The organism is Kushneria halocnemicola, from assembly GCF_965650455.1.
GTDB lineage: Bacteria > Pseudomonadota > Gammaproteobacteria > Pseudomonadales > Halomonadaceae > Kushneria.
This window is the reverse complement of the sequence record NZ_OZ287968.1, coordinates 365,818-385,985: the sequence shown is the minus strand read 5'-3', so window position 1 is coordinate 385,985 and position 20,168 is coordinate 365,818. Positions and strand designations below refer to the sequence as shown.

Sequence of the window (20,168 nt, the reverse complement as noted above, 5' to 3'; positions counted from 1 at the left end):
GCCTGGCAAATAAACGGAGCGGACGATTTTGCGTCCGCTCTGCCCATACCCGTGCTTTAACTACTAGAGTTTATTTTCTTTTTGCGAAGCATCGCATTGCCTTTTTCATTCGCTGAATCGGCCCCAAGCGCGCCTGCGGCCACCACTTCAAGTTTCTGGTGTAGTTCAGAGAGCAGTCATCAGGTATTGGCTCTTCGGTAATGTCAGCTTCTGGCCACCGAGGCGTTGCATAACTTACGTATATAGGAAGTGGAAGATATCCCTCCGGAGTTTTTCCATCTTCTGGTATTTCTGGCAAGGGAGAAGAGCGATCAGGAGCCATGCAAAATCCTCCATCGAAAAGGGTCGGGCTATAAGACAAGCAATCACCATTAAAATGCCTCATTCACAAGCTACTGCTCTCTGCTCTCTGCTCTCTGCTCTCTGCTCAAAGATTGACAATCAGCAACCCAAACCGCCACTTGGTACCCGGGTAGCATCGATAGCCCTTCCAAGTCACCTACGGCATCTTGTAACAGCGACGGTACGCTCAGAGCTTGGCCAGCAGAACGCTCATATCAAAAACAGGAATACGCTATCGATTCGCTCATTCTGTTCAGGCACACTGAGGTCCAGTGGCGTTTAGAAAAACGAACTTGGCCACTTCATAAAACTTCAGTGATGAGTCAATTCGGGTCTGCTTTCCCCTGCCCCTTGTGGCATGCCATCCATGACCGATGCGTAGCAGATCTCAACGAGCGCAGGACGTCCTCCAGATCACTCAATGCTTGAAGGTGTATGTCAGCCGGCTTCTGAAGAAGTCAGGAGTTTTGGCGTACAGGAGCAGTGCGGCCACCGTTCTGCTTGCATTCCCTGATCAAATCAAAGAGGACATCTCATGAGCGACAATGCTGCTTCTGCAGAAAACCTTTATATCCCCTACCCAGCTGCTTCCAAATTTCTCTCAGAACAATGGGGAATTACCGCTGAAGAGCTTGCTGCATTGTTGTGGCTGGGGTGGGAAGACGGAGGGTTGACGGCTTATCGCAATGCTAACGAGTTTACTGACCCACCCCAGGTTCTCTTTTTAAAAGATGAACCTCAGGATTTATTTTCCTTGCTAGGATCTTGCTGGTTCAAGAAGAGCGACCTTGAAGACTTCAAACCCTTGCACCGGTTTGTTTCCGGAAAGGACCTGAGGGAGAGATGGGAAAATAAGCTAGGCATCCCTGTCGAGAGCTTTATCCAGGCAAAGATTGAAGAAAGCAGATTGCTGGATTTTTCAATTCTGATTGGCTCTTCTTCAGAAGATACCTTAAGCAAGTTGGAGCCAACCCAGTTTGATAATGTGCTTTTCCTGCTTGAACATATTGAAACCATCGAAACTGAAGATATGGCTATCAGTCCTTCTCTTTCATCGCCATTTCAAAATTCAAATCAAAAAACCTTGGCTATGTCTAATACAGAACGTGCCCGTCATGCAGGCAATGTCAGGCATAGTCAGCCAAATGGAAACCGTGAAAAAAGAGAAAAAGTTCGGGACCGCTGGGATTCAGGAGAGTACTACAGCCGCAATCAGTGTGCCGAAAAGGTCAGTCAAGAGCTAGGCATGTCCATTTCAACAGCACGCAAGGCACTGATAAATACTCTTGATCCTGAAAACTGGATTGCCAAAAAGTAATATTAATCTACTACTTGCACATTAAATTATTTTTTCAAATAAGGGATATTTGCATCTAAAAAGGTAAATCTCCTCTATCCCCTGCTAACTAGGGTTAGCCTGTGCTACAGACTGCAGACCTTCTTGCCGTTTACTTCTCATCCTAGAAGCAAAGAGTGGCGCATGCTTTTCACCGCACCAAAAACCCACATAAGTAATTGAATTTAATTAATTAAAACTAGCCACCTACTCTCTTGAGCTGCATTAGGATAAAGCCATTCTCTGCCAAAAAACCGGCTTTACCTTAGCCGCTGCTAAGCAGAGGATAACCTCTGCTTAGCAGCGGTCATTCTCAAAATGAGATCAAGCCGCAAAAATCCTTGTGTGTTCCAACAACACCCAAGGAGAACGCTACATGACCAACAGGATACTTCGACTTCCAGAAGTCATGAATTACACCGGCTTGGCCCGAAGCACTATTTATCTTCGTATATCAGAGGATAATTTCCCGAGGCCCATCCCATTGGGAGGAAAGGCAGTTGGATGGCTTGTAAGGGAAATCGATGACTGGATTGAGTGGCAAATGAAATCGAGAGAAAGCTCGTAACTTCGATATTTGCCTACGAGCGCTTTAAGCGATCGCAACACCAGTCCATTTCCATTGAGGAACAAGTCGTATGGAATCAATAAAAAAAATGCCCGCTTCCGAAAGGAAGCAGGCAATTGTACAACAAATTTGCAACCCTGATTATAACCACGAGTACCTTATCAAGAAAGGTATTTCATTCTCTGAACTGCAGTCTCATACCACTGCTTGTATCAAGATACATAGGCTGATTCTCTACCGTGAACTAATCAACCTGATCGATGAACACCAAGGGTTTGAAAGAATCTGGCCGGATGGCACAAAAAAAGTCACTTATGGGGGAACGGTAAAAGGCAGTTTTACCCCCTTTGGCTTCAGTTGGCGGGACAGGCTGACTCTTCAAGGAACCCTGATCGTCTGTGCAGGCCTTGCAGACGGCTATCGCATTCATACCGCGACGGGATTTCCGGTGGCGTGTGGTGTTGGTGAAAACAATCTGAAGTCGATTGCTGATCCACTGTTCATCTGGTTTGGCCGTGCTCATATCGTCGTTGCAGCTGATAACGACGCACCCGGTATCAGAGCTGCCAAAGCAACCGGCCGCCGCTGGATCGTGCCGGGGGAGGCATCCCATGTCGCATAAGGACTGGTCAGACCTGTATCAGGCGGAAGGTAATGATGCTATCGGCAGGTCTTTTAATGGCAATTATCGCCCCCCTGAAAAACTCGACGGAACCTCTGGAACCGATGGAACCACCAGTGATGATCAGGCTCCCTATGGTTCCGCATGCCACCAAGAGGACGGAACCAGCGGAACCCCTGAACGGCCATGTTTCAGCGTGCACGAAGATCCATTTCAATGTGACGGCAGGGTATTAAGCGAGGGTGTATGGTTTCACGGCGTAAAAAAAGGGCAACCCTTTGAGCAGCTGGTCTGCTCTCCCTTATACGTGGAGGCCATAACATCGCGTGAAGGCTCGGATTTTGGGAGGCTCCTCCGTTTCCGCAACAGCCTTGGCCAATGGCGAGAATGGTCCATGCCCATGAGCCTGATGGCGGGATCAGGAGAGATCTTACGGGCTGAGCTGCTCAACCTCGGACTCGAAATCAGTACGGGCTCCCATCGTTTACTGAATCAATATTTGCAAGACAATAAACCGGAACGTGAGGTGATGGCCGCCACCTCCATTGGCTGGCACTCGCCTGACCTGTTCGTGATGCCGCACCGCAATATCGGATCAGGCGATGTTATGTTTCAAAGCGAAACCGCGAACGCTGACGATTATTGCCAGGCAGGGTCATACAAACAATGGAAAGCCGAAGTCGGTAACTGCTGTATGGGCAATCCGATCCTGATGCTTTCAATATGTGCGGCGTTGGCAGGGCCGTTACTGAACCCTTTGCAACGCCACGGCGGTGGATTCCACCTGAAAGGTGACAGCTCCACCGGCAAGACCACAGGTTTGATGGCCGCTGCGTCGGTATGGAGTAAGCCGGAACGGTTTGTCCGAACCTGGTGTGCCACTGCTAACGGTCTGGAAGGCGTAGCCAGCCGACGTAACGACACACTGCTTGCACTGGATGAGATAGGCGAGGCCCTGCCGAGAGAGATCGGTAATATCGTCTACTCCCTGGCGAATGGCGTAGGCAAGGCACGAGCCACTAAAGCGGGCATGGCCAGAGCAACAAGGCAATGGCGCGTCATGGTTTTGTCTTCAGGGGAGACAGGCTTGAACAGCCAGATGCAAGCATCCGGGGGGCAGGCAAGGGCTGGGCAGGAAATAAGGTTGCTCGCTATCTCTGCACATCATGCTTTTGGCGCCTGGGATGACCTGCATGGAAGAGAGAATGGCAAGTCATTTTCAAACGCCATACAAAAATCAGCTTCAAACCACTACGGTCATGCCGGGCCAAGGTTCGTTGAGCAGCTTATCGACTCTGGCAGGATTGAGCAGTTGCCCAAAATGCTGGCGGACCTGGCAGAACAGTTCAAGGCACGATCAGGACAGGAAGAGCGAGCGGCTGAGCGCTTTGCCATAGCGGCCCTAGCCGGTGAACTGGCCATTAGCTTTGGCATCCTTGATATACCAAAGGGCAAACCAACCAGAGACATGATGCAGCTTTTTGAGCGATGGCGTCAGGAGCGTGGAAAGGGTCAATCTGAAGACACTCGCATTATCGAGCTTCTGAGCGATTTCCTGACTCGACATGGCGACAGTATGTTTTCAGAGCTTACTGACCACAGTGCCCATGTTCGTGATCGCGCAGGCTGGTGGAAGCAAAGCTCTCAAGAAAAAATCTGGCTCTTTACTTCCGAGGGATTGAAACGCGCGGTTCCCGGCTATGAGATAACCCGGATTACTCAGGCTATAGAGCAAGCCGGCTGGCTAGCGGATCGCGGCGGCCGCGAGCGTGCCAAAAGGGTGAAGGTAAATAACCGTCCTTTATGGCTTTATCACATTCGTGAGCCGGGTTAAAAACCCGTAAACCAAGGGTTCCGTACGTTCCGTATGCCCAGGGCGCTACGGAACCCTTCAACACCCATTATTGCTGGGCGTTCCGTTGGTTCTGCTGGTTCCGTTCGCCCCCTCTACCTCTTGGATTGAAAGCAGACAATGAGGTGATCGCAGTCACCCATCACATCGAACTTCTGTCCTGATTTACCCGTCCCGCCAGCAATTTGAGCACCAGCAACGCAAACTCCCTGCCCGCCTCTTCTTTTTCCAGCAGTGGCATCGAAAGCTTTTCATGGTCGCTCATGGCATCAAGCACTGCATCGGTCACTCGCCGTGGAAATAGACCATGCATGACCTGATCCTCGCTATGGCTTTGCACCTGTGCCATTACCGCTTCATCACGCTCGATACGATCAGCAATACCGTTGGCAAAATGCAGCTTGTCATCATCACTGACTTCAGCACCGTAGAGCTCGTTGAGGCGCTCGATGATGTCGGCAAGACGCTGCTTGTCGGGATCATGGGGTTTACCGGACCCTACATCCTTGCCTGGCTTAAGCGGTTCCCCCTCGGCAACTTCAAGACGAAGCTTGTGCTCGGCGTTTTTGGTAAGACGGTAGTGCGTGAGATTCAGCTCACTGACATCGATCGGATCTTCTTCCATGAGCAGGTCGATGCGTAGTAGCGGATGCAGATGCCTGGCATAGACGCAGAGCTGTTCGAGCTCACTATCTTCAAAAGCGACAATCTGGCTGAGAAATTCATAAGTGCGTACGAAGCTCTGCAGGTTCTTCCGAAAAAGGTCGAGTTCATCACGCGTTTTGCCGGCGTCCTCAAGCTCCTGCCTGGCGCGATGCAGCCCCTTCTCATCACCTTCCTGCTCGGCATGACGTCGCGCATCAATCCATACCCTGATTTGATCAAGAATAAACTCATAACGCTTTTTAAAACGCTCCTGAGCCGGATGACAGTAATAGCTGAGGCTTGAGGCAGGCGCTTTGGGGTCAAAGAAAGCTTTGGCGAAAGCCTCCACTTCTTCCCAGTAGTAGATACCGGCGTCATCCAGCGTCCGCTTGAGATCAAAGATCACCTGAGGATCCGAGACATCTGCCAGCTCGGCCCTGCGATAGTAGGTAGCGAATGACGCCAGCACATCTTTGGCATCATTGAAGAAATCCAGAATAAAGGTCTGCTTTTCGGGATAGAGCCGGTTAAGACGTGACATCGTCTGCACGCAGTCGACCCCCTTCAGCTTTTTATCCACGTACATGGCACAAAGCTTGGGCTGATCAAAGCCGGTCTGGAACTTGTTGGCCGCAATCATGACGTTGTAATCGTCAGTATCGAACGCGTCTGCCAGGTCTCGCCCCTTGAGCCCGGGATTGAGCTGAATACTGGTCTCGGTAACTTCCTTCTCAATCACTTCATCAGGAGAAACAGCACCCGAGAAGGCTACCAGCGGATGTACGTCGCTATAGCCCTTGTCAGTAATGTACTTACGCATGGCCAGTTGATAACGAACGGCTTCCTGCCGACTGCCCGTAACCACCATGGCTTTGGCCTGCCCATCGATGAGATGGCGCACATTGGCGCGGAAATGCTCAACGATGATCTCTACACGCTGAGAGATGTTATAGGGATGCAGACGCACCCAACGGGCAAGCTTTCGAGACGCTTTTTTGGATTCCACCTCCTGAACATCAGCATCAGGGTGAGCCAGCTTCCAGGCCGTGTTGTAAGTCACATAGTTTTTGAGCACATCGAGAATAAAGCCTTCCTCAATGGCCTGACGCATGGAGTAAAGATGGAACGGCTCAGGTCTATTGTCTTTACTGGCCGGAAGCTCAGGATCCGGTAAACGACCGAACAGCTCCAGAGTTTTGGGCTTGGGCGTGGCAGTAAACGCGTAATAACTAATGCGTTCGCTGGGTCTACGAGCCGCGACGGCAGCATCCATCAATGCTTCGGCACTGATTTCCTCATCCTCGCTCACTTCAGCACCGGCGGCCGCCAGCAATGCCTTGAGCTTGCTGGCGGAGGCACCCGTCTGGGAAGAGTGCGCTTCATCGGCAATGACGGCGTAACTGCCCTCAGCAAGTTGAGGACGCTTGTCCAGTGCATCGAAAAGCGCCGGAAAGGTTTGAATGGTGACAATGATGATGCGGGTACCGCTGGCAAGCGCCTCGGCAAGCTGTTCGGATTTGCTTTGGCTACCGATGTCACGAGTGATCGGACATACCACACCTCTGGCATGCTCGAACTGATAGATCGTGTCCTGCAACTGGCTATCAAGTACCGTGCGATCCGTCACAACGATCACGGAATTGAAAAGCTTGCGGCCTTCGTCATCATAGAGATTGGCAAGCTGGTGCGCCGTCCAGGCGATGGAGTTGGATTTACCGGATCCGGCGCTGTGCTGCACCAGATAGCGCTGACCCGGCTTTTCGTCCAGAGTGCTGCTGATCAGCCGGTTGACCACTTTCCACTGATGATATCGAGGGAAGATCAGCGTTTCTTTGGTCTGGCGGCGGCCATGAAAATCCTCTGTGGTTTTCTGTTCCAGATGCAGAAAGCGACCAAGAATATTCAACCAGGCATCCGTTTGGAAAACCTCTTCCCAGAGATAGGCCGTGGCGTAGCTATATGCGTCAACGGGCGCCGGATTCCCCGCCCCACCATCTTCACTTCCCTGATTGAAAGGCAGAAAGAAGGTATCCCGACCGGCCAGTCTGGTGGTCATGGCCACCTGATCCTGACTCACCGCGAAGTGCACCAGAGCCCCTCGCTTGAAGCTCAAAAGCGGCTCGGGCTTTCGTGTCAGCGGATCCTTTACCGGGCGATCGTTACGGTACTGGCGCTTGGCGTTCTCCACCGACTGCTTGAACTCACTCTTGAGCTCAAGAGTCGCTACGGGAATACCGTTGACGAACAGGACGAGATCCAGCCGGGGGTTGTATTGGCCTTCTCTGGCATTGGGCGAGTAGGACACTTCGGGCACTACACGCAGTCGATTGGCGCGGTAACGAGCAATGGAATCCGGATTCATGCCGTGATCCGGCTGGAAACTGCAGAAATCGAGCTTGAGGCCGGGCACCTTGAAGCCATGGCGAAGCACATCCAGAGTGCCGGCCCTATCCAGTTCACGCACCACCTTCTGAACAAGGGCGGTTTCGGAGTCACGAGGGTTGGCCTTGCAGAATGTCCGCCAGCGCTCGGGCCAGGCCTCCTGCTGATAGGCAACCAAATCCTGGGTATAGAGTGCGGAAGCACGATCGTACCCACTGGACTGGCCGACCAGCCAGCCATCTCTGGCCATGGCCTCAATAATGTCCTGCTGAAACTGGACTTCCCGACTATCCGCCATCCACGCCACCGCTCTTATTTAGAAGCGGGTAACGTACACGATACATACCCGGATAATCACCCAGAATTTTATAACGACCGAGCCCCCGGAAACTCAAAGCCCATAACCCCGGGATCTTTTCTATCTCGACAGCCACTACTCACCCCTTTCAGCAGGTCTGGCCTGTATTAACCTCTTGGAATCGGGTGATTGGACAAGGGTGTCGAAATGTCCCAGATGGCGTCAGCAAGTGCTGCAAGTCTTGCCTGCCTGTCCTCGATTTCCTGTATGCCCCATGCCTGAACCTGTGTCAGTTCACGCGCCATGGCAATTTTCGAACTGCTATAAATCTCATTTTTGTGCATGAAGGTCTGATTGGACGCACTGACATTCTTTTTGCCTCCCAGCAGCGTCAGATTCCCCCAGCGGTTGACGTACAACCCGTGCTGATCTGCCGCCTCACCCAGCTCGTCACTCCATGCTGCGGACAACGTCTGAGGCATGATGTGCTCGATGTGCACATGCTGCGTGTCCTCAAGCGTCTTCTCTTCGGGATCCAGCTGGTTCTCGATATTCCGAAAGATGTAGTTGACGATGTACTGCCGCCCCATGGACTGATGCTGGAAAGCCAGAACGAACTCTTCACTACCCGGGGAAGCAGATTCGAGTATTTGGCAGGCTTCAGAAAGGCCGGCAGCCCCCTGCATGGAGAGCGCCTTCGCTGCACCGTGATAGAAGCGCTCGAGCTCCTTTGAATCCTTGCTGCAAATGGTGCTGTAGCGAAACGTCAATACCTCACACAGACGTGCAAAATCGCGCAGCCTGGAGGCGTCCAATACTGCCGACGCAGCCAGCAGGGCCGAATAGCACATGGTGGCTCTTAACGTACTCAGATTTTGATAGACCTCTTGAACCCCTTTGTCTGCCACCAGCTCCGGCTTGATGAACTGACCGTAGAAGCGTGACATCTGCTTCAGGTCCTTGATCATCCCGTTGACGCCTCGACTGCTCACTTCCTTTTTGAATAGCGAGAAAACATCATCCTTCTGCACGGTGCTATACGTCGTAAGCAAATAGTGGCGCAGAAAGCGGGTGATATCCCCACCTTCCAGATTGTCGATCACAACATCCCAGGCCTCGGCCAGATCCTCAACCGACGCCCGTGCTTTTGCAGCTTCCGACAACAAGTGGTTTTTCAGGAGATCGCCTGCCGACAGTGCCAGGCCGCGGTCGTTGAGCGTTTCGAATATGATGAAGGCATTGGCGATATCGGGGACATCAATCACCACAAACTCGAGCCCGGTCATGATGTTTCGCTCAAGCTGGCCCAACGCCGCCATCGGATCGTTACTGGCCTTTAGAAACCTGTTCAAAAATTCCGCCAGACGTTCAGTGTTAGCGATCAGACGGCTGTTGCGATTCCGCTCATTGCCATTCAGCTCTCTGAGCTCATCCCACTGGCGGCGCTCAGGGCTATCCGGAGAGTGCAGGACGAAGTCGGTGAATATATGCAGGTTGGCGTTGCCCGGCCGGAACTTGAAGCGCAGCCCTGCTTCTGCATATGAGTTCTCGAGAAATTGCTGGATACGTCCTACCAGTCCCGGGCTGAGGGTCTGATAACGATCCCGGATGAGTGCCAGCAGTAGAATGATCGTCGTCAAACGCTGCTGGCCATCGATCACTTCGGGTCGCTGATCGTCCGAGGAACACAATACGACCGAGCCCATGAAATGGCTCTTGTTCGATGAATCGGTAATGTCATGCCAGAGCTCGTCGACCTGCTCGAGCTCCCAGGCATAAGGGCGTTGATAAGGAGGAATTATTAGCTGTCGGTTGGGCACCCCCAGCAGCTTGGTGAGGTTGGTCTTATGAACGTTGATATCCATTACATGCCCTTGAACGTATTAAATGTTGGTGCCCGGATTGAACCCACTACTTTTAGCGGCAACACTTACCTGCCGATCCTGCCATTCGCCGTAGCTAATACTGCCATCTATAAGCTTCCAGTCGACACGCCCGTTGGCATTTCGACCGACTACGATCGCAGCCGCAGCACTTGGGCTCGAAAAAGCATAGTCCCGGGTAAATCGGCACAGCTCCTGCCCCTCTTTAACCAAAACGCCTTCTTCACAGAGTTGCTGGTGCAGTTTTTGATACCCATTCATCGTACCTATCCATTCGGCTCGGGCCAGCGACCCCTCTAGTACAAAGAACTCGCTATCCACTTCCTGGCCCTTCGCGGCAATGCCGAACCTGGCCAGCTGCAGTTGAAAGCATGGTGATGCATCTTCATACACGAGCTCAGGGCTGGCGGCAGATGCTGAAGGCCGAATGGCGTCACGTAGGAAGTCAAAACCCAGCACCGGCATCACCGTGCGAATCTGTTCGGCAAAAAACGCCATATCGGCGCGATCGGATTCCGGCAGATTGATGTACTCATGTGCCGTGCCATTGATCAGTTTGGCACGCCCGACATCACCGGCATTTTTGATCAGCAGGCTCTCGAGGTACTTCACATGGGCCTTGGTGAGGTTCTGATCCTTGCTGGTGATCAGGCAAACACGTTCCCAGAAGTCCTTGCCACCACCCGGGCCGACGACCTCAGGCCGGTTGTGTTGCTTGAGGCGGTTACCAACGTCATCGCTTTCACCGATGTAGACCAGTGGCCGCAGGCTATTGTCCGGATCCGGCCCTACCAAAAAGTAGATGCCGGTACGCCCGCACTCCGGTCGTAGAACCAGCTCACTCAATTTGGTACGTGGACCGGTCAACACGTGGCCGGTCCAGTTCATGATTTCGGCCGTCAGCAACCCGTTGGGTGTGCCGTCTACCAGAAAAAGTCGGATGCTGCGTCCCTGAGTCATGCGGATCCCTTGCGATCAGGCTTTTGGAATTTTAGCCGTAGGTAGCCCGATCTTCGGCAACCAGCAGCATTTCGGGTTGTTCTGTCGATTGCTCAGCCCGCCAGTTGCGCACATCGATCTTGCCGGTGACAGCGGCGGAAATTAGTGCAGAGCGCCGCTCAGTTAACAAACGAATACCTATATGGACCTCCTCTATCAGCCTTGAGATAGAAGCAAGCTCACAATCCAAAAAATCTGAAATTTTTTCTTGCTCATCTGCAGATGGCCAACAAAAGCGTAACTGTTTAAAATCTCCAAGGCTTACCCTATTACGAGTTGATACTACAGATATTTGTTTAATCGCATATCTCCCCGCATCAGAATTTATCATATAGGCTAAAAATCTAGGATCAGCTCTATCTCTCGCTGTCCGAATTCTTATTACATCTTGAGTAACAACACCATGTGGCTCTTCATCTGGGTATGTCACAGCCAATCCGGGGGGATCACCTACTTTTGCCACAAGCACATCTCTTGGCACTACGTTGCAAAATGCAATCTGTTTCGCCTTTTCTGAGGTCACAAAATATTCGCTTTTACGCGCATACCCTTTTAATTTTAAATCCCTAATGTATATAACTGGCACTCCTTCTTCTGTTAACTCGCTTGCAAGAAGATCACTTCCGAAGGGGCCATTAACAAAAGAATTACTTTCATCTAGCGCAATATGGTCCAGTTTTTTGGGTAATGACCAATGCGCTGGCACTTCCCCTAACCACTCCCCCCCCGAGTCTTTCATCGGCACGTCAGGGTTGAGGCCCTTGGTCACAGCATGAGAGATTACCGCCTGGCGCTTTTCCTTGAGCAGCTCGATCAGGCGCTTTTGTTCTTCGATCAGCGCGTTGATGTGAGCGGTTTCGTAGTCGAGGAAGGCAGTGATAAATTTTCTTTCTTCGGATAACGGCCACGCAAAAGGAATAGACATCATGCGCGACTGGGTAAGCTTGTCTCGAGTAGAGCCTTCGACAAAATCAATATAGTTAGTCACATTAAGCGCGTAGACGATCAGCTTTATCCACTCAGTATTGGCTGAGCGAAGAACATGAATGTGGTTGTTTGGCCATACGGGGCCGGAAGAGTAAAAAGCTACCGGCCTTCCGGTATCAAAAAATGGAGCTCCATCCTCACCGAGAAGCACCAACTCTTCATCAAAAAGCGCCTCATCAACATAATCTACAATCTTATTGGCGCCCCAATAAGGAACAGGACCTTTTTTACTATGGCGCTCTTCACCGTTAAGAGGAATTCGCTGACCATCCAAGCAAGTTACCACATGCTTAAGCTTCTTCACTTCCCAGTGCGCGGGCACCTTCCCCAGCCATTCAACACCTGAATCCTTATACTCGGAATAGCTCGGAAAACTCATGCCGACAGCCCCTCGATCATCTGCTTGATCCGGTCAGTGCAGGCCTTGAGATCAGCGTCGATTTCTTCCAGCGGGCGCGGCGGCTTGAACTGGTAGAAATGGCGATTGAAAGGAATCTCAAAGCCGACGATGCCAATACGGCCATCCAGTGGATCAAGCTTGCCCTCATCAATCCAGGCATCCGGCACGTGAGGCGTTACTTCACGCTCAAAGTAATCGAAGACCGACGCTTCCAGCGGTACATTCTCGTTATCTCGCAGATTGGCGTCGGGCTCAGGGTTGCCCTTGGCATCAAGGCAGATATCCGCTTCAGGGTCACGCTCGGAGAGCGCGTTGAGAATGGCTTTCTGCACCGGGGCGCCAACTTTCAAACCGGCATCTTTCAGAGCGACCTTTAAAGCCTTGGTGAAAGCGTCTCGATTGATCCAGCACTGCTGCGGATCAAGTGTGGCGCAGGCAGTTTTGATGACCTCGCGCTCACCCTCCTCAAGCTTCTGGATTGCCTTGTCATCGCCAAGCAGTGCCAGACGTTCAGGGCTGGCCTTGAAGTTAAGACGCAGGGGCCGCTCAACGGTAATACGGCGATAGCCAAAAGCCGTGATGGGGAAAATCTTGCTCTCGTCTGCCGCTTCATTGACGCCGTAGAGACGCACGATCTCTTCGATATCCTGATCGGCAATGAACTGGCGCTTGCTGCCAAGCGACTTGCGCATCTTGCTGGCGCGACTGGTCGCATTAATCAGCTGCACCTTGCCGCGACGTTCGGTCGGCTTGTTGTTCGACAAAATCCAGATGTAAGTCGCAATGCCGGTGTTATAGAACATGTCCGTTGGCAGGCCGACGATGGCTTCGACCACATCGTGCTGCAGCAGGTAGCGACGGATTTCGGATTCGCCGCTGCCGGCGCCACCGGTAAACAGAGGCGATCCGTTGAGGATGATGCCGATACGCGAACCGCCCTTCTGCTTTGGCCGCATCTTGCTGACCAGATGCATCAAAAACAGCAGCGAACCGTCAGAGACGCGCGGCAGGCCGGGGCCAAAGCGCCCGTCGTATCCCTTTTGCTTGTGCTCGTCCGTGACCTGCTTTTGAACCTTTTTCCATTCCACACCGAACGGCGGATTGGAGAGCATGAAATCAAACTGTTCGCCCGCCAGCTGATCGTTGGAGAGCGTGTTACCCAGCTTGATCTGTCGAACTTCCTGCCCCTTTACCAGCATATCTGCCTTGCAGATCGCATAGGACTCGGGGTTAAGCTCCTGCCCATGCAGCGAGACGCTCATGCCGCCACTGACCTGCTGCATGTACTCATCGCTCTCGGAGAGAAAGCCCCCCGTTCCTGCTGTCGGATCGTAGACAGTCACGATACCGCCGCTTTTGAGCTTGTCGTCCTGGTGGGTCAGCACCAGCGACGTGGTCAGGTGAACGATGTCACGCGGAGTAAAGTGCTCCCCTGCCGTATCGTTGGAGCTTTCGGCGAACTTGCGAATCAGCTCCTCAAAAACCAGCCCCATACCGAAGTTGGAAAGGCGCTCAGGACTGAGATCCATCGCCGCAAACTCTTTTACCACCTGATAAAGCAGATCATTGGCGCTGAGTTGCTGCACAAAATTTTCGAACTCGAAATGCTCGAAAATTTCTCGCGCATCGCTACTGAAAGATCGTACGTAGCTCAGCAGGTCGTCAGAAGTCTGGGTATTTGAAAGCGTCTGCAGGCTCAGTGGTGAAGCGTTGAAAAATGACTGGCCGGATGCACGCAGCAATAGTTGCTCACGTACCGCGTCTGGCTTGGTCTGATGCTCACGAGCCGCACTTAATACGGCTTCTTTGGAGGACTCTAGAACGCATTCCAAACGCCGCAATAACGTGAACGGCAAAATGATGCGGCCATACTGTGATTGCCTGAAATCGCCACGCAGCAGATCAGCCACAGACCAGATGAAAGCCGCCAGCTGTGAGTGGTTTTCGGTATTCAATATAGGACTCCGCGTCTCGGTACGCTCGATACAAATTAAAAAGAGAAAGATGATACACGCTGGACCGAGGCAGATGCAGTCGATTCCAACGGATATACGAAAGACCAAACCATATTTAGCGAGACCATTTCAGACGTTGCTTATTCAGGGGTATATTCATGCCAACGGCACAGATTTGAATCATTGCCGCAACGAAACATTCACTCCCTGACGGAATAGCGCCACATGGCCACCATCATTCCAGCATTGAGCACCCTCACCCGTATGACTGCCGGCGAACGCCGCTTTGGGCAGCGGCTCGAGAGCCTGCTGGAGGATGATTACACCGTCTGGTACGACATTCCGCTCGGACGTCAGCGCCGCTACCCAGACTTCATTGTTTTGCATCCCGGTCGAGGCCTTCTTTTCCTGGAAGTGAAGGACTGGAAAGTTGATACCATCAAGGAGGTCAACGCCAACGAATTTGTCCGTGAAACCAATGGTGGCCGAAAGAGTGATCCCAACCCGCTTACCCAAGCACGCCAATGCGCTTTTGCGGCTATCGATCAGCTCAAGCGGGATCCTCAGCTGACTCAGAAGAAGGAGCGTTATCAGGGCAGGCTATGCTTTCCCTATGGGTACGGCGCCGTTCTTACCAATATCACCCGCCGTCAGTTGAACCAGCTTCTTGACGAAGAAGTGCAGGAGAGTGTCCTGCCCGCAAGCCACGTGATCTGCAAGGATGAGATGCTGCCTACAGCTGATCCAGAGCTGTTCCAACAGCGTCTGTGGGACATGTTCGATTACCAGTTTGGCGAAAAGCTGACACTGCCTCAGATTGACCGGATTCGCTGGCGGCTTTTCCCTGAAGTTCGTATCGATGCGCCTGCTCAGGATCTTTTTGATGACGACGATTCTGAAGACGATCAGAAAATAGCGGATACCATCCCCGACATCGTCCGTGTCATGGACATCCAGCAGGAGCAACTGGCCAGAAGCATGGGAGATGGCCATCGCGTGATTCATGGCGTTGCCGGCTCCGGCAAGACATTGATTCTCGGCTATCGCTGCCTGTATCTGGCACAGGCGGTTCAAAAGCCGATACTGGTGCTTTGTTTCAACATCACGCTGGCGGCGCGGCTGCGCTGCTTCATTGCGGAAAAAGGCATCAAAGACAAGGTCAGGGTTCACCATTTCCATGACTGGTGCAGCCTGCAGCTCAAGACCTATAACGTGGATGTTTTGCCCGGCAAGGAGCCGGCCTATGAGCGACAGGTAAAAAGCGTGATTGAGGGCGTGGAGCAGTCACAGATCCCGCGGGCACAGTACAGTGCGCTGATGATTGATGAGGGGCATGACTTCGAGCAGGAGTGGCTCAAACTGGTCGTGCAAATGATCGACCCGGATATCAGCTCCCTTCTCATGCTCTATGACGATGCCCAGTCTATCTATCAGAAAGGTTCACTGAAGTTCCCACTTTCTGCTGCCGGCATTCAGGCGCGCGGTCGTACCACCATTCTCAAGCTCAACTATCGCAATACTCGAGAAATCCTGACGTTCGCCTACGACTTTGCAAAGGATTTCATCCAAGCACATGACGCTGATGAAGATCATGTCCCCCTCATCAAACCTGAAGTAGCCGGTATCAACGGCCCCCCTCCTGCATTTCGAAAATTTCCGACGCCAGATAAAGAGGCAAGCTTCATGGTGCACTGCATCAAAGCATGGCAGGAGAAAGGCACTGAACTGAGCAGTATTGCCATCATCTATACCCAAAACGCGCAAGGACGCCGATACCATAGCGCCCTTAAAGCTGCTGGTGTGCCCAGCAGCTGCTTGCAGTCCTCTGTGGACAAGCGTGCCTATGACCCACAGGCCAATCAGGTTGTGCTGCTCAGCCGACATAGCAGCAAGGGGCTGGAATTCGATACTGTCATTCTTGGCGGGATCGGAGAGCTGGCGGACGATGAGGACAATCTGGCGCAGGAAGCACGCCTGCTCTATGTCGGTATGACGCGCGCGCGTCGAAGGCTACTGGTCACCGGCAGTGGCAATAACTGGTTCACTGATCGGCTTCATGAGATGAGTTCTGGTCACTGCAACCAGTAACGACCCAAGACTATATCAATCAGCAAGGTTATCTGATCATGCAGGGTAGCGTGAATTTGGATCGCCGGGCTTTCACATCGGATGTGTCTTTTGTAAGTCGATCTTTCAAATTCGTTGGGTCAATACTCATAGCGCCACCTCTTAGAAATCGAGTGCCCTTAACTCGATGCCAATGCACAAGACGTCATCAATGAATCGGCACGCTTGAACACGTTTAACTCCCTTCTGATACAGCAGCTCAGCTGACAGCCTGGCCCTGACCGGCTATGGAAATGAGCAACCCGGAGCGCACGACCATGATAGTACTGGTGATCATGGTTACTGCTCGAGGTTGTTCTTCACAGGCCAGATCCGAGCACATCCTACCTGACCCCTTTCTTGTCCTCGGTGTCGCCATGACCACCATGGCACTACCTGTCTGACCATGATCCAGTATGGCAATAATCGTTAGTTTACCAACGTCTAATGGTGACGAGCCGGATAATTTACAACGATGTCTTTAGTTCATTGCTCAAACTAACTGGTCGCATGTGAATCCAGTTTCGTTGGTTCAATGAGCATTCTGACTTTTGAGTGCCGACATCCCGCCAAATCTACAGGCAGACGCAGCATTGTCGTCAGGGAACAGAGCCGGTCTGGAAGTCGAGGTGGATAGCGACAACATCCATAAACATGCGTTGGGGGTCGGACGTTGCACCCCTATCCCAAAAGGGCTTCATATGACGACAAATATAAATACCCAGGCAGGCTCACACGGGGATGTGGCGTCTACGAGCGGCGAGCAAATCAGCCTGCTTGAGAAAATCGGCTATGGCTGTGGCGATCTGGCAAGCAACTTCATCTGGCAGGCAATGAGCATTTTCATTGTCTATTACTACACCGATGTCATCGGTGTAGCTGCTGGTGTGATCGGCTCGATCATGCTTTTTTCACGTGTTTTCGATGGCGTATCGGATGTCGCGATGGGCTACGTCATTGACAAGACGACTTCCCGCCACGGCAAGGCCAGGCCCTGGTTGCTTTGGTTGGCAGTCCCCTTTGCCGTTTCAGCAGTGTTGCTGTTTGCCGTGCCTGATATTGATCCCTTCTGGCAAGTGGTCTACATCGCCATTACCTATAACATCGTCTGTCTGGTCTACACCGGGCTCAATGTTCCCTACGGCACAATGAATTCGCTCATTACCCAGGATCAGTATCAGCGCTCCCTGCTGAACGTCTTTCGCATGAGCCTGGCACTCGCCGGTGTGCTGTTGGTCAGTAACCTGACACTGCCTCTCGCGACATTGTTTGGAGGTGGGCAATCGGGTTGGGTGCTGACTTTCATGATATTTGGCTCGATAGGCACGGCGCTTTTCATCTTTACGTTCAGGACAACTAAAGAGCGCGTCCAACCCGCAAGCCAGGCCCAACGGGATACAAAAGTCTCACTCAGGGAAAGCCTGATGACATTGCGTCAGAACAGGTATTGGGCACTTGCCACCGCCTTCATTTTGCTGACCTATATCTTCAATGCGCTCAACTCGGGTGCCGTGGTTTTTTACGCAGAATACATTCTTGATAACACCTGGATGGTCGGCATCGTGACGACGGCTTATATAGCTTTCATCCTACTGGGCATGGTTGTCGTCGCACCGATCACCAAACGATATGGCAAACGCAACGCCATTATCGTAGGTGAAGTCATCACCATTCTCGGCTATCTGATTATGCTGATCGATCTCACCAACGTCACTCTGATCATCGCCGGCACGATTATTCGAGGCATTGGCAAGGCACCGATCAATGGCAGCATGTTCGCCATGCTGGGGGATACCGTCGAATACGGTGAATGGAAAACCGGCATCCGCAATGAAGGCATGGTCTACAGCGGCGGCAGTATGGGCATCAAGGTCGGCAGCGGGCTCGGCACCGCACTTATTGGTTGGATACTCGCCCTTGGGGGCTATATAGGGGGTGGTGGAGAACAGACCGCTGCAGCCCTGTTTTCCATTCAGGCCCTCTTCATCTATCTACCGCTGGCCATCTGCGTACTCATCATCCTGCTGATGCTTTTCTACGATTTGGACAAGCGCTATCCGAAGATCATTCAGGATCTCAAGGCCAGAGCCTGACACCTCCCGCCTCGTAAAGGACAAAACCGATGGCGTCTATTACCAACCCTGTCTTGCCTGGCTACCATCCCGACCCTTCGATCCTGCGGGTAGGCGACGACTATTACATTGCGGTATCGACCTTCGAATGGTTTCCCGGCGTACAGATCCATCATTCCAGGGATCTGATCCACTGGCAGCTGCTCATGTATCCGCTGACGCGATCGTCACAGCTCGACATGATTGGCAATATCGACTCGGGAGGTGTCTGGGCGCCCTGTCTAAGTTATGCCGATGGTCTTTTTTATCTGATCTATACCGATGTCAAAAGCAGGCAGGGAGCGTTCAAGGATTCACATAACTATCTCGTTACTGCTGAAAATGTCGAAGGCCCCTGGTCGGACCCTGTTTACCTGAACAGCAGCGGCTTCGATCCCTCCCTGTTTCATGACGAGGATGGCTCGAAGTGGCTACTCAACATGATATGGGACTTCCGCAAGGGCAAAAACTCCTTTGCCGGCATCGCTTTGCAACGCTATGACCATGATAAAAAATGCCTGACCGGGCCGATTCACAACATCTTCAGGGGGACTGCCCTTGGTTTAACGGAAGCCCCTCACATCTATAAACGTAATGGCTACTATTATCTGGTTACCGCAGAGGGGGGCACCTGGTACACCCACGCCGTTACCGTCGCACGCTCAAGATCTTTATTTGGACCCTATGATGTCGATCCTGAAAATCCAATATTGACCTCCGATCAAGAAAACCCGACACAACTGCAGAAAGCCGGTCACGGCAGCCTGGTCGTCACCCAGAACGGCGAGTGGTATATGGCCCACCTGTGCGCGCGTCCAGCAGTTGATGATAAATGCATTCTTGGTCGCGAAACGGCACTGCAGAAGTGTTGCTGGACCGGGGATGGGTGGCTACGCGTTGAACATGGCCCCTATCCCAGCTCGACGGTTGAAGCACCGGACCTGCCACCGCATCCGCAGCCTCAGGAAAATAACCGTGACGACTTCGCGCAGGCTCAATTGAAGCGATACTGGAACTCGCTCAGGCGCCCCTTTACGCAGGACTGGTTGTCCCTGACCGAGCGCCCCGGTTTTTTACGGCTCAAGGGTGGCGAATCAATGCAGTCGACCCACCGCCAGAGCCTGTTGGCGAGACGCTTGGAGCATTTCCACGTAGAAATCGAAACCGAACTGGATTTCTCGCCAGAACACTTTCAACAGATGGCTGGACTAATCATCTATTACGACACCGCCGATTACGTCTATCTGCGCGTGACGCATCATGAGGCGCTGGGCAAGTGTCTTGGCATCATTGAATCCAGGCACGGTCAATATGATGAGCTATTGAACGAAGATATTGTGCTGCCGTGTGTATCCACATTTCTGAAAGCGACAATCGATAGGGAGCAGCTGCAGTTTTACTTTTCAAATCAGAAAGGAAAATGGCAGCCGGTCGGCGACAAAATCAATATCGCCCACCTCTCTGATGACGATGCTGACTACATTCGCTTTACCGGTACGTTCGTGGGTCTATGCGTTCAGGATCTCAGTGGGCAGGGTCGAGCCGGGGATTTTAACTACTTCGATTACCGTTCCAGGCAGGAAACACGTTGAGAATGACAAAGACAGTAAACATCTGCACTGTACTGGCCAGTCGACGCTGACCAGTGCAGATCCAATCGGCGATACAGGTCAAAAGTCGCG

Annotated in this window: 12 protein-coding genes; 7 read left to right on the top strand and 5 right to left on the bottom strand. The window is 52.3% G+C overall.

Annotation, left to right across the window (positions count from 1 at the left end):
• Window positions 1–877 precede the first annotated feature (877 nt).
• The 4 genes from ACS92L_RS01610 to ACS92L_RS01595 all read left to right on the top strand — a co-directional run bounded on the left by ACS92L_RS01610 (window position 878) and on the right by ACS92L_RS01595 (window position 4,702).
• On the top strand, window positions 878–1,660 hold the full coding sequence (locus ACS92L_RS01610; RefSeq protein ID WP_438766589.1) for a hypothetical protein: 783 nt from the start codon (window positions 878–880) through the stop codon (window positions 1,658–1,660).
• A 394-nt stretch (window positions 1,661–2,054) separates the two neighbouring features.
• Complete coding sequence (locus ACS92L_RS01605) at window positions 2,055–2,246, top strand: helix-turn-helix transcriptional regulator (RefSeq protein WP_438766587.1); 192 nt, start codon at window positions 2,055–2,057, stop codon at window positions 2,244–2,246.
• A 70-nt stretch (window positions 2,247–2,316) separates the two neighbouring features.
• Window positions 2,317–2,868 (top strand): toprim domain-containing protein, encoded by a 552-nt coding sequence (locus ACS92L_RS01600; protein WP_438766585.1) that lies wholly within the window; start codon window positions 2,317–2,319, stop codon window positions 2,866–2,868.
• Window positions 2,858–4,702, top strand: a complete 1,845-nt coding sequence (locus ACS92L_RS01595; protein WP_438766584.1) for a DUF927 domain-containing protein — start codon at window positions 2,858–2,860, stop codon at window positions 4,700–4,702. Before ACS92L_RS01600 ends, ACS92L_RS01595 begins: the two co-directional genes overlap by 11 nt.
• A gap of 160 nt (window positions 4,703–4,862) precedes the next feature.
• On the opposite strand, the gene ACS92L_RS01590 is transcribed toward ACS92L_RS01595, so the two are convergent.
• The 5 genes from ACS92L_RS01590 to ACS92L_RS01570 form a co-directional block, all read right to left on the bottom strand.
• Window positions 4,863–8,045, bottom strand: a complete 3,183-nt coding sequence (locus ACS92L_RS01590; protein WP_438766583.1) for a type I restriction endonuclease subunit R — start codon at window positions 8,043–8,045, stop codon at window positions 4,863–4,865.
• Between the two features lie 167 nt (window positions 8,046–8,212).
• On the bottom strand, window positions 8,213–9,910 hold the full coding sequence (locus tag ACS92L_RS01585; RefSeq protein WP_438766581.1) for a DUF262 domain-containing protein: 1,698 nt from the start codon (window positions 9,908–9,910) through the stop codon (window positions 8,213–8,215).
• A gap of 18 nt (window positions 9,911–9,928) precedes the next feature.
• Window positions 9,929–10,888 carry a GIY-YIG nuclease family protein gene (locus ACS92L_RS01580; RefSeq protein ID WP_438766580.1) on the bottom strand — a complete coding sequence of 320 codons (960 nt, stop codon included), beginning with the start codon at window positions 10,886–10,888 and terminating at the stop codon, window positions 9,929–9,931.
• Window positions 10,889–10,919: 31 nt separating this feature from the next.
• Window positions 10,920–12,293 carry a restriction endonuclease subunit S gene (locus ACS92L_RS01575; protein ID WP_438766579.1) on the bottom strand — a complete coding sequence of 458 codons (1,374 nt, stop codon included), beginning with the start codon at window positions 12,291–12,293 and terminating at the stop codon, window positions 10,920–10,922.
• Window positions 12,290–14,377 carry a type I restriction-modification system subunit M gene (locus ACS92L_RS01570; RefSeq protein ID WP_438766577.1) on the bottom strand — a complete coding sequence of 696 codons (2,088 nt, stop codon included), beginning with the start codon at window positions 14,375–14,377 and terminating at the stop codon, window positions 12,290–12,292. Before ACS92L_RS01570 ends, ACS92L_RS01575 begins: the two co-directional genes overlap by 4 nt.
• Before the next feature lie 117 nt (window positions 14,378–14,494).
• Between ACS92L_RS01570 and ACS92L_RS01565 the strand changes: the two genes are divergently transcribed.
• From ACS92L_RS01565 to ACS92L_RS01555, 3 genes are all read left to right on the top strand, one after another.
• On the top strand, window positions 14,495–16,357 hold the full coding sequence (locus ACS92L_RS01565; protein WP_438766576.1) for a 3'-5' exonuclease: 1,863 nt from the start codon (window positions 14,495–14,497) through the stop codon (window positions 16,355–16,357).
• Window positions 16,358–17,004: 647 nt separating this feature from the next.
• Window positions 17,005–18,468: an MFS transporter gene (locus tag ACS92L_RS01560; protein WP_438766574.1), complete on the top strand. Its 1,464-nt coding sequence runs from the start codon at window positions 17,005–17,007 to the stop codon at window positions 18,466–18,468.
• Window positions 18,469–18,497: 29 nt separating this feature from the next.
• On the top strand, window positions 18,498–20,078 hold the full coding sequence (locus tag ACS92L_RS01555) for a glycoside hydrolase family 43 protein (protein WP_438766573.1): 1,581 nt from the start codon (window positions 18,498–18,500) through the stop codon (window positions 20,076–20,078).
• Window positions 20,079–20,168 lie beyond the last annotated feature (90 nt).

Bases quoted from the DNA above. Each gene is read 5' to 3' on its own strand.
- ACS92L_RS01610 (WP_438766589.1), top strand. From the start codon at position 878: ATGAGCGACAATGCTGCTTCTGCAGAAAACCTTTATATCCCCTACCCA.
- ACS92L_RS01605 (WP_438766587.1), top strand. From the start codon at position 2,055: ATGACCAACAGGATACTTCGACTTCCAGAAGTCATGAATTACACCGGC.
- ACS92L_RS01600 (WP_438766585.1), top strand. From the start codon at position 2,317: ATGGAATCAATAAAAAAAATGCCCGCTTCCGAAAGGAAGCAGGCAATT.
- ACS92L_RS01595 (WP_438766584.1), top strand. From the start codon at position 2,858: ATGTCGCATAAGGACTGGTCAGACCTGTATCAGGCGGAAGGTAATGAT.
- ACS92L_RS01590 (WP_438766583.1), bottom strand. From the start codon at position 8,045: ATGGCGGATAGTCGGGAAGTCCAGTTTCAGCAGGACATTATTGAGGCC.
- ACS92L_RS01585 (WP_438766581.1), bottom strand. From the start codon at position 9,910: ATGGATATCAACGTTCATAAGACCAACCTCACCAAGCTGCTGGGGGTG.
- ACS92L_RS01580 (WP_438766580.1), bottom strand. From the start codon at position 10,888: ATGACTCAGGGACGCAGCATCCGACTTTTTCTGGTAGACGGCACACCC.
- ACS92L_RS01575 (WP_438766579.1), bottom strand. From the start codon at position 12,293: ATGAGTTTTCCGAGCTATTCCGAGTATAAGGATTCAGGTGTTGAATGG.
- ACS92L_RS01565 (WP_438766576.1), top strand. From the start codon at position 14,495: ATGGCCACCATCATTCCAGCATTGAGCACCCTCACCCGTATGACTGCC.
- ACS92L_RS01555 (WP_438766573.1), top strand. From the start codon at position 18,498: ATGGCGTCTATTACCAACCCTGTCTTGCCTGGCTACCATCCCGACCCT.